General features: G+C 49.7%; 14 protein-coding genes. 13 read left to right on the top strand and 1 reads right to left on the bottom strand.

All coding sequences use genetic code 11. The features are described from left to right. Window positions 1-265 precede the first annotated feature (265 nt). From HMPREF9944_RS00005 to HMPREF9944_RS00065, 13 genes are all read left to right on the top strand, one after another. A complete protein-coding gene (locus HMPREF9944_RS00005; RefSeq protein ID WP_025830068.1) occupies window positions 266-523 on the top strand; it encodes a phosphopantetheine-binding protein in 258 nt (85 codons plus the stop codon). Beyond that, a complete protein-coding gene (locus HMPREF9944_RS00010; protein ID WP_008563562.1) occupies window positions 520-1,698 on the top strand; it encodes a beta-ketoacyl-[acyl-carrier-protein] synthase family protein in 1,179 nt (392 codons plus the stop codon). Before HMPREF9944_RS00005 ends, HMPREF9944_RS00010 begins: the two co-directional genes overlap by 4 nt. Continuing rightward, a complete protein-coding gene (locus tag HMPREF9944_RS00015; protein ID WP_008563563.1) occupies window positions 1,685-2,317 on the top strand; it encodes a beta-ketoacyl synthase chain length factor in 633 nt (210 codons plus the stop codon). The genes HMPREF9944_RS00010 and HMPREF9944_RS00015 overlap by 14 nt, the downstream gene beginning before the upstream one ends. Continuing rightward, window positions 2,308-2,658 (top strand): EamA family transporter, encoded by a 351-nt coding sequence (locus tag HMPREF9944_RS00020; protein WP_008563565.1) that lies wholly within the window; start codon window positions 2,308-2,310, stop codon window positions 2,656-2,658. Before HMPREF9944_RS00015 ends, HMPREF9944_RS00020 begins: the two co-directional genes overlap by 10 nt. 13 nt (window positions 2,659-2,671) lie before the next feature. Further along, window positions 2,672-3,310: an outer membrane lipoprotein carrier protein LolA gene (locus HMPREF9944_RS00025; RefSeq protein ID WP_008563567.1), complete on the top strand. Its 639-nt coding sequence runs from the start codon at window positions 2,672-2,674 to the stop codon at window positions 3,308-3,310. Beyond that, window positions 3,273-3,761, top strand: a complete 489-nt coding sequence (locus HMPREF9944_RS00030) for a hypothetical protein (RefSeq protein ID WP_008563569.1) — start codon at window positions 3,273-3,275, stop codon at window positions 3,759-3,761. The genes HMPREF9944_RS00025 and HMPREF9944_RS00030 overlap by 38 nt, the downstream gene beginning before the upstream one ends. After that, window positions 3,748-4,110 carry a hotdog family protein gene (locus HMPREF9944_RS00035; protein WP_008563570.1) on the top strand — a complete coding sequence of 121 codons (363 nt, stop codon included), beginning with the start codon at window positions 3,748-3,750 and terminating at the stop codon, window positions 4,108-4,110. The genes HMPREF9944_RS00030 and HMPREF9944_RS00035 overlap by 14 nt, the downstream gene beginning before the upstream one ends. Beyond that, complete coding sequence (locus HMPREF9944_RS00040; RefSeq protein ID WP_008563571.1) at window positions 4,111-4,932, top strand: glycosyltransferase family 2 protein; 822 nt, start codon at window positions 4,111-4,113, stop codon at window positions 4,930-4,932. Window positions 4,933-5,032: 100 nt separating this feature from the next. Further along, window positions 5,033-8,506, top strand: coding sequence for a 1-acyl-sn-glycerol-3-phosphate acyltransferase (locus tag HMPREF9944_RS00045; RefSeq protein ID WP_008563572.1), 3,474 nt, complete (start codon window positions 5,033-5,035; stop codon window positions 8,504-8,506). Further along, complete coding sequence (locus HMPREF9944_RS00050; protein ID WP_008563573.1) at window positions 8,503-9,984, top strand: phytoene desaturase family protein; 1,482 nt, start codon at window positions 8,503-8,505, stop codon at window positions 9,982-9,984. The genes HMPREF9944_RS00045 and HMPREF9944_RS00050 overlap by 4 nt, the downstream gene beginning before the upstream one ends. A gap of 350 nt (window positions 9,985-10,334) precedes the next feature. Then, window positions 10,335-11,873 carry a phytoene desaturase family protein gene (locus HMPREF9944_RS00055; protein WP_008563574.1) on the top strand — a complete coding sequence of 513 codons (1,539 nt, stop codon included), beginning with the start codon at window positions 10,335-10,337 and terminating at the stop codon, window positions 11,871-11,873. After that, the gene (locus HMPREF9944_RS00060) at window positions 11,851-12,669 is read left to right on the top strand and encodes an alpha/beta hydrolase family protein (protein ID WP_008563575.1); all 819 of its coding nucleotides are present in this window, start codon (window positions 11,851-11,853) and stop codon (window positions 12,667-12,669) included. Before HMPREF9944_RS00055 ends, HMPREF9944_RS00060 begins: the two co-directional genes overlap by 23 nt. A gap of 12 nt (window positions 12,670-12,681) precedes the next feature. After that, a complete protein-coding gene (locus tag HMPREF9944_RS00065; protein WP_008563578.1) occupies window positions 12,682-13,815 on the top strand; it encodes a 1-acyl-sn-glycerol-3-phosphate acyltransferase in 1,134 nt (377 codons plus the stop codon). 985 nt (window positions 13,816-14,800) lie between these two features. Here the strand turns inward: HMPREF9944_RS00065 and HMPREF9944_RS12555 are convergent. Then, window positions 14,801-14,982: transposase (locus HMPREF9944_RS12555; RefSeq protein WP_280513051.1), on the bottom strand; the 182-nt coding region annotated here is incomplete at its 5' end.

The following is a 14,982-nucleotide window of genomic DNA, read 5'->3' on the forward strand; positions in this document are numbered from 1 at the left end:
TCCGATCAAAGGTGTAGTGTACCTCCAACCAAAGGTATAGCGTACCTCCGTTCAAAGGTGTAGTGTACCTCCAATCAAAGGTATAGCGTACCTCCAACCAAAGGTGTAATATACCTTTGTACGTGAGTGTTCCGTACCCACAATGGTGAGTGTTCCGTACTCACAGTGGTGAGTGTTCCGTACTCATGGTGATGAGTGTTTAACACCCTTGGGAGTGGCCTCGCGTAAATGAATGGTAAACGACAAAGAAATGTATGATATAATTATGGAACTGAAAGAAGAATTGAAGAAGAAGGTGATCGAGGCACTCAACCTCGACGATGTGAAGCCGGAAGAACTGGCCGACGATGCACCCTTGTTCGGTGACGAGGGGCTCGGACTCGACTCGATCGACGCCTTGGAACTTATCGTGTTGCTCGAAAAGAACTACGGCATCAGGATCAAAGACCCGAAGGCCGGTAAGGATGTTTTCAAGTCGATTGACACGATGGCCGACTTCGTGGCGAAGAACCGACTGAAATGAAGCGGCGGATAGCGATAACAGGGGTTGGTGTGGTGTCGGCTATCGGCGTCGGCCAGCAGCAGACGTGCGAGGCCTTGCGCCGGGGACGTTCCGGCGTGGGCCGCGTCACTCATCTTTCCACCGTCCACAAGGAGTTTCCTGTGGGCGAGGTAAAGTTGAGCAACGAAGAAATGTGCCGCCTGCTCGATATTCCTTATACCGACCGTGTGAGCAGGACCGAACTGATAGGTATTCTTGCATTGCGCGAAGCCTTGCAGGAGGCGGGCCTTACAGAACGGCACGGCATGGCGCTTGTCTCCGGAACCACTGTGGGAGGAATGGACCGTACCGAACGCTTTTATCCAGACAATCTCAATGCCGAGGTGCTCATGCGGCATGATTGCGGGGCCTGCAGCGATGCCATAGCCGATTATTTCGGCCTGTTCGACTTTGTTTCGACACCGTCGACGGCCTGCTCTTCGGCCATGAACGCCGTTATCTTCGGTGCCCGACTGATAGAGAGTGGGCTTCGCGACATCGTTGTCGTGGGCGGGAGCGAGAGCTTGAGTCGCTTCCATCTCAACGGTTTCAAGTCGCTGATGATACTCGACGAGGCCGTCTGTCGGCCTTTCGATGCGCGTCGGGCGGGACTGAACCTCGGCGAGGGCGCAGCCTATCTCGTGCTCGAGTCCGAGGAGAGCCGGTGCAGGCGCGGCGCGGAGGCTTTGGGCGTACTTAGCGGCACGGGCAACGCCTGCGATGCTTTCCACCAGACGGCATCTTCAGAGAATGGTGAGGGAGCCGTGCTGGCTATGCGTCAAGCATTGCGTGAGGCAGGGCTCGAACCGGGAGAAATCGACTATGTGAATGCGCACGGCACGGGCACGCCCAACAATGATGCCAGTGAGAGCATGGCGCTCCGCGAAGTATTCGGCGATGCTGTTCCGCCGGTCTCGTCTACCAAGATGTACACCGGCCACACGACGAGTGCTTCGGGCAGTATCGAAGCTGTGTTCTCCCTGCTTGCCTTGCGACACAGGTTCATTCCGCGCAATCTTGGTTGGGAGGTGCCCGATGAGGCTTGTATTTGTCCTTACGTGGGTGGTGAGTCTGGATCGCTCCGCCACGTGCTTTGCAATGCTTTCGGTTTCGGGGGTAATGATTCTTCTCTAATCTTGTCAAATGATGCAGAATAAAGTCTATATACTTGCCGACATACGTGAGGTTTCGGCTGAAGACTATGGCCTATATCTTGATCCGAGGCGTACTCGTCGCTATGGCCCATTGTTCAAGCGTGCGCTTGTCACGGCCCTCAAGGCCATGAAAGAGAGTGACATTGAACAGCCCGACGCCATCATCAACGGTACGGCATTAGGTTGTGTGGCTGATTCGGAGGCCTTGTTGCGTGGGTTGGCCGAGGAGGGAGAAAGCGTGAGCATGCCTACCCACTTCATGCAGTCTACGCATAATACGGTGGCCGCGCTGATAGCCCTCTACACGCATAACCACGGTTACAACTGCACCTACTCGCAAGGGAACGTGTCATTTGAGTGTGCGCTGATGGACGCTTTCTTGCAACTCAAGATGGGCCATATTAGGACGTCATATGTGTCATATAACGACGTAATAACAGCTGAATTGCAGCACAATATGGCTGAAACTGGAGCGCAACTTGGCGTGAGTGACGAAAGCCGGGGACTTATCCTGTCGGTAGAGAACAACGGGCGGGCCTTGCAAGAGCTTGTCGATGTGCGCGTGTGGCACGACAGCAAAGGCGACCATGCCGAAATAAAAACCGTACCGATATGCGACTGATACTTCTTTCTATCGTTCAAAGTGTGTTGCTGTGCAGTGGGCAAGTGTTGTTGAAATTAGCTTTGCAGAAGATGGGCGATTTTGCATGGACATGGCAATTCTTAGGTCATCAGCTTACAAACTGGTGGTGGCTTGGCTGCGGAATATGTTATGGTATGGCCACGGTGATGTGGATGTATATCGTCCGTACATTTCCTTTTTCTATGGCTTATCCAATGGTCAGTCTTAGTTATGTATTTGGAATGTTTGCCGCAATGTGTTTCTTCCACGAAACAATTCCTTTGACAAGATGGGCCGGCGTGCTGCTGATTATGGCAGGTTGCTTTCTTGTTGTTAAATAAAACTTTTGAAATAATGAAAAGAATAATATTCGCTGTTCTGTTGCTGTCGTCGTGCCTCGGACTTGGGGCACAGCAGTTGCAGAGTGTCCCAGCCCGGCAGCAGGCGCAGATGTTCCAGACAATCAATGCCGCCGCTTCGAAAATAACAAGCATCACAAGCAGTTTCACCCAAGTGAAGACTATCTCTTTCTTGAACGATAAAGTGAGGTCGACGGGCAATCTGTATTTCACCAATCAGCAGCAGCTGCGGTGGGAATATATTTCTCCCTATCAATATACTTTCATTATCAATGGTGAAAAGGTGCATATTAAGAACGGTAAGCGCAGTCAGACAATCGACGTCAAGAGCAGTCAAATGTTCAAGAGCATCGCGCGCATGATGATGAACAGCATCACGGGACGGAACCTGATGGACAATCGTGACTTCACGTCCCGACTTTATTTGCGAGGTCGTGAATGGGTTGCCATCATGACGCCACGGCGTTCGCAGATTAAAAAGATGTTCAAGAGTGTGACGCTCTATTTCAACGAACAGCATAGCATGGTGTCACGCGTCGTCATGACTGAGCCGTCGGGCGATACGACCGTGATAACACTCTCAAACGTGAAGATTAATGCAACAATACCTGAACAGATTTTTGTTGGTCGTTAGTCTGTTGTTGGCTTCCTTATGCGGGCATGCGCAGAACGATTATGTGGTGACCTTGCCCGACGGCCAGTCTCGTTGTGAATACAAGATGACAATCGGAGTGAAAGCGGGCGAGGTGGACGGCGTATTGATTGTCAGGTGTGACAGCATCGAAGGTTTTCGGGCGGCCTTGATGAATGAGTTCGGCATTAGTGCGCTTACTTTTCGGTTGACAGCCGACCGCAGTCGGGTCGTATTGGTTGATGTCGTGTCGTTTCTCGACAAGTGGTATATCCGGAAAGTGCTGACGGCGGACCTGCAATATCTGTTTGCAGCCCGCGAAACCGACTTGACGCTTGAGCGCGAGAAGCGGGTTGTTAGTCGGGAAGCAGACAGTATCGTTATGGATAATCGGAAGTTTGGGCTTTGCTATAAGCTTACTCCCATCAAAGAGCATAAAGATGAGACTGATTGATAGCTTTTTCAGTGTGGTGGAGCAAGCAGACGAGGCTTGTGTAACGGTGCGCTTTCATGCCGACCATCCCATATATCGCGCTCATTTTCCCGGCAATCCTATCACGCCCGGCGTTTGCATTCTGAAAATGATAGCTGAACTGCTGGAGTTACAAGGGCAAAAGAGGTTGCGAATTGCAGTGGTGAAGAACCTGAAGTTTGCGGCTCCGATCATTCCGACAGATGTTCCAACCGTGACAATTCGTTTTGATAAGAGAACTGAGACAGAGACCGGTATTCATGTAAAAGGAGTAGTTGTTCAGGGCGAGCAAGTCTATACAAAGTTTTCGCTTGTCTATCAATACGTATAAATGGAAAAGTCCGAGACTGTCATCAATCATACTTGCGTCATCATTCCGACATATAATAATGGTGGGACGGTGGCCGATGTCGTTGCACGTGCCCTGCAACAGACTCCTCATGTGATTGTCGTGAACGACGGGAGCTATGACGACACGCTTTCCGCATTGCAGCCTTTTGACATTATCCTTGTCAGCTACGACCGCAACCGAGGGAAGGGCCATGCCTTGAAGCAGGGTTTTAGGAAAGCACGCGAGCTTGGTTTCCGTTATGCCGTAACGCTTGATGCCGACGGACAGCATTTCCCGGAGGACATTCCGTTGCTGCTTGAGGTCTGCCTGAAATATCCGCAGGCGCTGATTGTTGGGGTGCGTAATCTGACGGAAGACAACATGCCGCGGGGCAACACGTTTGCCAACCGTTTCTCAAACTTCTGGTTCTGCATACAGACTCTGCGGCGGGTTGCCGACACGCAGAGTGGTTTCCGCCTCTATCCTTTGAGCCGCATGAAGGATTGGTGGATTGTTTCGTCTCGTTATGAGGCCGAGCTCGGACTGTTGGTGCTTGCAGCTTGGCTCGATGTTGAAATCTGCCAGACAGATGTGCGGGTGCATTATCCTCCACAGCACGAACGAGTGACGCATTTCAGACCGGGCTTAGACTTTGCCCGTATCAGTGTGCTCAACACATTGTTGTGCGTCGGGGCCTTGTTTTTCTATCTTCCCAAGTTGTTGGTTTATAATCTTCCACGGTCGTTGTGGTTTCGCTTGAAAGAATGGCAACGTTGTTTCTTGTCAGCCCGGAGCGCAAACACCAAACCGGACGGAATGTGACTCTCGCCCCGGAGCGCAAACGCTATACGTCTTGCTCCATGTGAGTGGATTTACTAATGAAACGATTTAGGTTTAAAATCCTTTTCATCTTATCGAACGCATGTTATATATCTATCAATATCTCAACAGGCATCGCTTGACAGCCGGCACTTTGTTCTTCGGTTTGTGTGCGGTTTTTGTTTTCTTGGCAACACGCATTCATTATGAAGAAGATATTGCCAAGTTTCTGCCACATGATGCTGAGATGCAGCAATATCAGGAGGTCTACGAACAGTTTGCACAGCAAGACCGCATTGCAGTGCTGTTTACTTCGCGGGATACGAACCGCCAAGTGAGCGCCGAACGCTTGGAAGAGGCCATGGAGAACATGGGAGGATATTTGGCTTCGTCGGCTCTTATTACACGGTTGCAGGTGGAGGTGGACGAGGCGGGCATGATGAATATCGTGGACTTTGTCAGCAGGAATCTGCCTCGTTTCCTGACGCCGCAGGATTATCGGCATGCCGATTCTCTGTTGAAGCAACCCGGGTATGTGGCACAACAGATGCTGGAAAATAAAAAACTGATGATGCTGCCCACTGCGGGAGTAACCATGCAGACCATGCGCCACGACCCGTTGCATCTCTTTACACCTGCATTAAAGCGTATGCAGCAATTTCAGTTGAGTTCGTCTTTTCAGATAATGGATGGCTATTTGTTCACGGCTGACGGTCGGACGGGCCTGATAACGATGAACAGTAGGTTTGGCCCCAGCGAAACGCAACGGAATGCCGAGATAGCAGAACTGTTGCAAGACGCAATCCAAAAGACCGAAAAGCAGTATCGTGATATCCGTGTCAGTGCCATCGGAGCGCCTTTGATAGCAGTTACCAATGCGCAGCAAATCAAAACAGACGCTCTCATTGCCTTGGCCATAGCGAGTGTTCTGATTTTGGCTATACTCATTTGGTATTATCGACGGTTAAGCTATATTCTATGGATTGGTGCTTCAGTAGGCTTCGGTTGCCTGTTTGCAATTGCCGGTATGGCTCTGTTTCAAGATGAAGTCTCAATTATAGTCTTGGGTATAGGTTCGGTTATCATTGGTATTGCGGTGAATTATCCCTTGCATTTTTTGGACCATATACGTGAAGTCTCCGACCGGAAGACCGCCTTGAAAGAAATGGTGTCGCCACTTCTCATTGGGAATATTACGACGGTTGCAGCCTTCTTGTGTTTGGTATGGCTGGAGGCCAAAGCCATGCGCGATCTGGGTGTCTTTGGCTCGCTGGTATTGGTTGGTACGCTACTGTTCGTGTTAGTGTTTCTTCCACTTTATGCCCGAAGTTATAAAAAGGTGCCGAAGTCAACCGCCTTACCGGTCTCTTTAAGTAGTCGACTGCATTTCCCGTGTGCGCTTACCCGTTGCGCATTTCCCGTTGTGGCAATACTGACGCTTGTTTTGGGATACTTTTCTTTGCAGACCTCTTTTGACAGCGATCTTTCCCATATCAACTATATGACGCCCGAGCAACGTTCGGATATGCAGTTGTTGACATCTTCGATGCCGGCGTCTCCGGTATATGTAGTTGCTACAGGGAAGGATTTGGAAGCAGCACTGCGGAACAATGAAGAATTGTTGAAACAACTCTCCGTTGCCGATTCAACGGTAAAGGGCATAGGTTCTTTTGCACCTACACCGGAAAAGCAACGTGCGGCTTTGCAACGGTGGCGGTATTTTTGGCAGTCAATTCATCCCGATGTTATTTCCGAGGTGCGTCATGCGGCAATGTCGCAAGGATTTACAAAAGACACCTTTGCTCCTTTCTATGCTAATGTACAAGGTGATTCATTAACCGTACAACCTGTATCCTATTTCAAACCGATATTGCAGTTGTTGGAAGGAACCTATATTCGTCATCAATCCGAGAAAGTGACTATTGTCAACTATCTACCATCTACGGCCAATGAGTCTCAGCTCCGGCAAGTTATAGGAGAGCATAAGGATAACTATTTTGTGTTTTCAGCAAAAGATGTCAGTAGTCAATTAGTTCGGAGCCTGAATGATTCGTTTAATTATATTGGTTTTGTTTGTGGTTTTGTTGTCTTTTTCTTCTTGTGGCTCTCGTTTGGTAAAATAGAACTATCTTTGTTGTCTTTTCTGCCTTTGGCCGTCAGTTGGTTGTGGATATTGGGTTTGATGCATATTTTTGATATTCATTTCAATATTGTCAATATCATTCTTGCCACCTTCATCTTCGGACAGGGCGATGACTATACCATTTTTATGACCGAGGGATTGCTGTATGAACATGCTACGGGGAAAAAGCGATTGGCTTCCTATCGTCATAGCATAGCAATTTCGGCTATACTGATGTTTATTGGTATAGGGAGTTTAATCGTGGCTCGTCATCCGGCTTTGCGTTCTTTGGCACTTGTCACTATTCTTGGAATGACGACAGTCGTTCTGATGGCTTATTATCTTCCGCCTCTTGTCTTTAAGTGGTTGACGATGAAGAAAGGCGTTCCCCGTGAAGTTCCGCTAACCTTGAAGCGATTAGTCCGTTCTGTCTGGGCTCTGCTGTTCTATCTCTTCATGATGTTTATTTTTGTGTTACCTTTCACGTGGCTTTATTTCCATATAGGTAGTACGACAGAGAGGAAACGGCTGAGATATCACCGTCTGCTTTATGCCATGGCTCGTTTCATTGTGAATAAAATACCCGGCGTGAAGTTTAGATTAGAGAATGCCGGAGGGGAGCAATTCGACCGTCCGGCTATCATTACATGCAATCATCAGAGCCATTTCGACACATTATGTTTGATGGCCTTGCACCCCAAGATTATCTTTTTGACGAATCAATGGGCATGGAATAATCCTTTGTATCGGTCGGTTATTCATCATGCCGAGTTTATTCCGGCTTCAGATGGAATGGAGGCCCATCTTGACGAGTTGCGTTCTTTGTTTCAACGAGGCTATTCCATTTGTGTTTTTCCGGAAGGTACACGTACGGTTGATCATCGTATTCATCGTTTTCACAAAGGAGCTTTCTATTTGGCAGAACAGCTTGATGCCGATATTGTGCCGGTCGTTATCCATGGTATGGACCACGTATTGCCTAAGAATGACTTTATGTTGCGTGAGGGAATCATGACGATGCGCATTCTCAAGCGTATCATGTCAACCGACACGGCGACCATGGGTAATGGCTACCGGGAACGTACGCGTAATATTCATCAGCTTTATCTTGAAACTTACAAAAAGATGAGAGCGCAATACGAAGATGCCCATTATTATGCTGCTTATTTGAAGTATCAGTATCTTTATAAGGGAGCCGGCGTCGAACGTCGTTGCCATCGGTTGTTACAGCGGAACAATTGCTATTCGGACTTCATTGATGCGCCTGAGGAACGTGGTCTGAAAACCCGTCTGTTCAGGCATGCCGGTCAGTGTGAACTCCCCTATCTCTATGCACTGGTTCATACGGAGACGCAAGTGATGGTCACAATTGATGACCCTGACGACGAGGCCTTGGTTGTGCATATGGCTTACTTGCCGAATAACTTTCAAATCATCAAGGAGGAGGAGCAATGAAGAAGTGTGTCATCATAGGCAGTGGATTGGGCGGACTCGCTTGCGGAGCCATTCTGGCCAAGAACGGTCACAGGGTGACGGTACTCGAAAAAGAACATCAGCCGGGAGGTTGTCTGCAATGCTTTCATAGAGGAGGGGTGAAGTTTGAGACCGGGATGCATTTCGTAGGCAGTGCGGCTCCGGGACAAACCTTGGACCGTTTGCTTCGTTATCTTGAAATCAAGGACCGCGTGCAGTTGAGCCCCTTGGATAAGGAAGGTTATGAAGTTGTTTCTTTGGAAGGTCGCCATTATCGGTTAGCAAATGGGCGTGAGGCTTTTATCAAACAGCTATCTGCCTCTTTCCCATCGTCGGTTGATGAATTGAATCGGTATTACGATCTGATAGAACGTGTGGCGCATGCTTCCTCGCTTCATCAACTGTCGGCACTACCAATTGATGATGTCTTGACGGCTTCTTATCTGCTGCGGAGCATTGACGAGGTGATGAACGAGATTGTTCGCGACGAGCAGTTGCGCAATGTGCTTATGGGAACGCTCCCGCTTTATGCGGCCGAATGGGGGAAGACTCCTTTTTCCGTCCACGCTTTCGTAACCGACTTTTACCAGCAAAGTGCCTATCGCATTGTGGGAGGCAGTGACCATATCGCCCGAAGTCTTATCGAGACGATAGAGAGATACGGCGGCAAGGTCGTCACGCGTCAGTCGGTTTCTGCTATCGTGTGTGACGACACGCACGCCATAGGGGTGACGACTGCCGACGAGAAACTGTGGGAGGCCGATTTCGTGATTTCGGATTTGCACCCGAAACGCACGATGGAACTGACGGCCTCGTCCCTCTTGCGCCCGGCCTATCGCCGAAGAATTGCCGCACTACCCAACACGGTGGGCTGCTTCACGGTCTATCTGAAGTTCAAACCCCACACGGTGCCTTATATGAACAGCAATTTCTTCGGTTATCGGCAAGCTTCGCCTTGGAATTGCGAGCAATACACCGAGGCAAACTGGCCCATGGGTTATCTTTACATGCATTTTTGCAACGAAGACGGTCAACGCTATGCCGAGAGCGGACAGATTATTTCCTATATGCGTTATGAGGAAGTGGAAAAGTGGGAAAATACGCGCGTGGGGCATCGTGGAACCGACTATGAAGCTTTCAAAAAAGAGCATGCCGAGCGACTGATTGCCGCTGTGGAAGAAGAATTTCCCGGACTCGCTTCGCAGATTGAAAGCTACTACACCAGCACGCCGTTGACCTATCGCGACTACACCGGTGCGGAGCGTGGAGGCATGTATGGCATTGCCAAGGACATCTCGTTGGGGCCGGCCTCGCGTGTGCATCATCGCACGAAGATACCTAACCTGTTGCTCACGGGGCAGAACATCAACAGCCATGGCGTTTTGGGCGTGCTGGTAGGAACGCTGGTCACCTGCGGTGAAATCATCGGAGCGGAAGCGCTCGGGCAAATCGGGCGTTAGCCTTGCCCGCGTGCGTAAATGTCAAACGGAAGGAAAAGTGACTTCCGTAGGGGTACGAAGATGCCAAATGATGGGAAAAGTGACTTGCGCCCCGGGGCGCAAGTTCCGCTTGTTAACCTGCGTTAACATCGCCTTAGGGCGCAAGGCTCACCCGTTAACCTGCGTTAACATCGCCCCGGGGCGTAAGCTTCCCCTGTTAAGCTGTGTTAACGTCGCCCTAGGGCGCAAGTTTCGCCTGTTAATCTGTGTTAACATTGTAGGGGCGCGGAAGTCTCTCCTGTGAACCTATGTTAATTGTGCAACGTGCAGAAGCCGCTCCGTCCACCGTTTGGGGTGAAAGCAGCAGATAGATGAACAGAAACATGGAAGAAAATCGTAATTGTAGGACCGTTGTCGTGATCGGTGGCGGAATGGGAGGACTTTTTACGGCGGCTTTCCTGAGTAGGGAGGGCTATCGCGTCACTGTGCTCGAGAAGAACAGCGTCATCGGTGGCGGCCTGCAGACTTTCCGTCGTTATGGGCTCGGATTTGAAACGGGTATGCATATTTTAGGAGGCATTCGCCCCGGAGGCCCGATGCATAAGGTGTGTCATTATCTGGGGCTGCTGGATAAGCTGGCTATCCGCGATGTCGACCACGATTGTATGGATCAGGTGATGTATGCGTCTGACGGCATGGTCTACCGTGTGCCCGAAGGCAAAGAGGCTTTTATTTCCTATTTCTCAAAGTTGTTTCCTGAAGAGGCGGCGGGCATAAGGGCTTACGTGGAGGCTTTGCATGACATGGTTGATGAGATAGATTTCTTTCATCTCCGTCCGACCAACGAGCATGTCTATACACATTCAGAAAGCTTTATGTGGGCGGCCAATCGTTTTGTGGCCCATTATGTCCGTCATCCGAAACTGCGCGACGTGCTCAGCTATATGAATCCCATGTTCGGAGGAGTGGGGGGTAAGACGCCGACTTATATCCATGCGCTCATTAACGTTCTTTGCATCAGTGGGCCGGGCAGATTTGCCGGTGATAGTCAGCAGATGGCCGAAGCCTTGCGGAAGATAATCGAAGACGCAGGGGGAAAGGTTGTCGCCGGTGACCGAGTGAATGCCATGCAGATAGACGACCGTCGGGTCTCATTTGTAAAAACGGAAGAAGGCCGTAGCTATGTTGCCGACCATTATATTTCCGCCATTCATCCGGCCGAGATGTTGAAACTCACGGATAGCAGAGCTTTCTCTAAAGCCTATCGACGCCGCATAGCCGAGGCACCCAACAGTTATTCTTCCTTTTGTGCCTATTTTGTTTTCAAACCCGGACGTTTCCCTTATATCAACCATACTTGTTATTTTCAGAAAGACTATGGATACATCTGGAACTATAGGGAATACAATGCCGAGGACTGGCCCCGCGGTTTCATGTATATGACGCCCGCAGAGCTTCATCAAGGCAAGTTTGCCACTAAACTCATCGTCACGGCTATCATGCCTTATGACATTACAAAGTGTTGGGCCGAAACGCAGACGGGACATCGTGGCGCAGCCTATGAAGAATGGAAAGAGAATCATCTGGAGCGGATTGCCCAACTGATGGAGCAGATTTATCCGGGCTTCAACGGCATGGTGGCTCACCGTTTCGCTTCCTCTCCCCTGACGATTCGCGATTATTACGGCGAACCGGAGGGAGCCCTCTACGGACTTTTCCGCGATTGTAACAATATTGCTCAATCGCAGGTGCCGGTGTTCACCAAGGTGAGCAATCTGTGGATGACCGGCCAGAATGTCAATCTCCACGGCTTTTGCGGCGTACCCTTGACGGCCATTCAGACGGCAGAGGCCATCGTGGGGAGAAACGTAATCGTGAATAAAATCAATGAAGCCTATGCGCAGCGTTAAACGTCTTCTTTTCTTGCTGCTACTGCCGGTGTCGGTCATGGCACAACAGGCTGTCCCCACGTGCAAGCGTCTTTATGAATACTTACCCGGTGGTGTCGGGCAAACTGCCGTTATTGTCTGCCCTGGCGGCAGTTATTGCTGGTTGAGCAAGAAATATGAGGGCAGCGAGGTTGCCCGATGGCTCGTTTCGCACGGTATGGCGGCTTATGTGCTTCATTATCCCACGGCGGGGTGGGCCGGCTATGCGTGGCACACGCGTCTGCTGTTTCGTGGCAGCCAATATCCCGACCAGCTTCGTGCGCTCGCTTGCGCCATACAGGCCGTTCGGGCGAAAGGCTATGAAAGGGTAGGGGTGATGGGCTTCTCTGCGGGCGGGCATCTGGCTTTGTGCGGTGCAGCTTATCTGCCAAAGTCGCTGCAGCCCGACTTCGTTGCTGCACTTTATCCCGTCGTTTCCCTTTCGGCTCCTTGCACGCATCGGCGCAGTAGGCGCGGGCTGCTGGGCGAGCGTCGGTGGCGAAACAAGATGATTTGCGATTCATTGTCGATGGAGCTGCATGCTGACAGAATATCCTGCCCCGTTTTTCTTATGAACAGCAAAGACGACCCCATTGTCGACCATCGCAACGCCGAGCTCATGGACAGCGCACTGACAGCACATCGTAAACCGCATCTCTACCTGCAATATGCCACGGGTGGACATGGCTTCGGCACAACTGCGGCCAAGACGAGCCGCGAGGCCATCGGTTGGAAAAATCGCTTCTTGGAGTGGCTTAAACATTTATTCCGGAACTAAAACTCTTTTATCATGAACAATGAATTCGACGACATTCGGCCCTATTATGATGACGAAATCCCTGAGGCCATGCAGCGTATCGCCTACAGCGAGGCCTTTCCGTTGTTGTCTTCGTGGATATTTCCCGGGCAAGACTTGGAGAAGGTGCGGCAGCGCGTGCTCTCTTTCAAGACCACGCGGGCATTTCAATTGGGCATCATGGTACCGGTCAACGAGCAGGTGGTGAAGCGCTCCATCACCGAACTCTCCTTCCATGGTTTCGAGAAGCTATCGCCCGATAAGCAATATCTCTTCGTAAGCAACCATCGGGACATCATGCTCGATGCTTCGCTGCTGCAATATCTCTTTGCCGAACGGGGACGCGACACCACGGAGATTACTTTCGGAGCCAACCTGATGACGCCCGGGCTGGTGACCGACATCGGAAAGAGCAACAAGATGTTCCGCGTTGAGCGGGGCGGCCGACTCAAAGACTTCTACATGTCGTCCCGACATTTGAGCGACTATATCCGCTATACCATCGGAAAGAAAGAGCAGAGCGTATGGATAGCCCAGCGCAACGGGCGGACGAAAGACGGCAACGACCATACCGACCAAGGCATTATAAAAATGTTCTGCATGAGCCGGCCCGAAGACAAAATCGAAGCTTTGAGCAGTCTGCACATCGTTCCCGTCAGCATCAGTTACGAATGGGAAAGCTGCGATATCCTGAAAGCTATCGAATGCTACGGAAGTCGTTCAGAACGTTATATCAAGAAGCCGGGCGAGGATCTCACGAGCATTCTCACGGGCATCGTGCAGCGCAAAGGCCGTGTCGACATCTCGCTCTGCGACGAACTGACCGAGGCCGACCTGCGTCAGTTCGACAGCACCACGAACAACGAATACCATCGGCTCGTGGCCCGTTTGATAGACTGCCGCATACTGCGCGCCTATCAACTCCGGCCCAATAACTACATCGCCCACGACCTGCGCCACGGACAAACGCGCTATCGCGATTGCTACACCGAGGTGGAGCGTGACGCCTTTCTGCGCCACATGAACCGGCTGAACGAGTATGACGTTGACGAGCCCGATGTATTGAAAGACATCTTCTTGGGCATCTACTCCAATCCCGTGGATAACAAAAATGATTTTTCTGTCTAAACATTTGGCCGTTACAGAAATTAGCCTTACCTTTGCCGGCAAGATGATATTTTCAATCAACGATAATAAGATGTGTACAGTGATGCAAAGAAACTTTGATTTCTCTGCATCTTTTAACGCTTATTATTTGGTTAATCCAAATAATTTGCTAACACACTTAGCGCACCTGGCGTTTAAACGTCTTCACGTACGCGCGCGCGAAGCGCGCGTAATCCCTATAGACAAAGGACTTCTCGGAGTTCCTTTGTTCGCAATTCCGTGTCCCTTTACGAGTAAAAAATGAACGAAATGAGACCTCTGCAAAACCTCATACAGATAGTGAAATCATAAATATAACTCATTGACTATCAATAGTAGCTTTTGGGTGTAAAAAGACTTTTGCAGAGGTCTCGAAATAAGGGAGCGAAATGTAGGGACGCACGGCTCGTGCGTCCCTACATGCACCATGTACGCAACGAGACAAGGAAAACAAAAGAATATTCACCCTATAAATTAGAGATTATACGCGAGTTCGGTTTAAGAAAGTCCTTGTAAAAGTTGGTAATCATCGCTTGGTTGTTTTGTAAGTTTTTGATTTTCAACTATAAAGTTACAAAAAACTAACGAGATTACCAACTTTTACAAGGACTTTCTTAAACCGAACTCGTGTAAATATAGACATAATTCTTAGCGTTTGAAATAAAGCGAATTATGAGCTATATTTGCAGATGGTATGCTTTTCTTTGCAAGAAATCACTTTCCCACGCAGAATCTACTTTCCGATGCAGGAAATAAACATCGCTGATTATCAGATAGTTAGGTGTTAAACGATAGAAAAGTGCGAAAACTGCTCAAAATAATTTTCAAAAATCGCATTTTTAACGTAATTAGCATTTGTTAAGGTGACAAAAGCCCCAGGTAGGCTCAAAATCGGCAAAAACATTGAGTTTAAACCGCTTTTGAAGGGATGTGTTACCTTTCTTAACCTAACGTGAGTTCGATGAATTTAGAATAAAGCAAGCTGTGTGTCAAATGTCCTTTGCACTCTGACGCATGGCTTCTTTGGAAATAGGCAATAGGCAGCAATGGCACCCAGAAGGTTGACGATGAAATTGTCGAAGCACCTATGTCGGGAATGTTCTACCTGCGCTATATTCTTAAGTTCATCGTTTATGGTTTCTATGATGG

The organism is Segatella maculosa OT 289, from assembly GCF_000243015.1.
Taxonomy (GTDB): domain Bacteria; phylum Bacteroidota; class Bacteroidia; order Bacteroidales; family Bacteroidaceae; genus Prevotella; species Prevotella maculosa.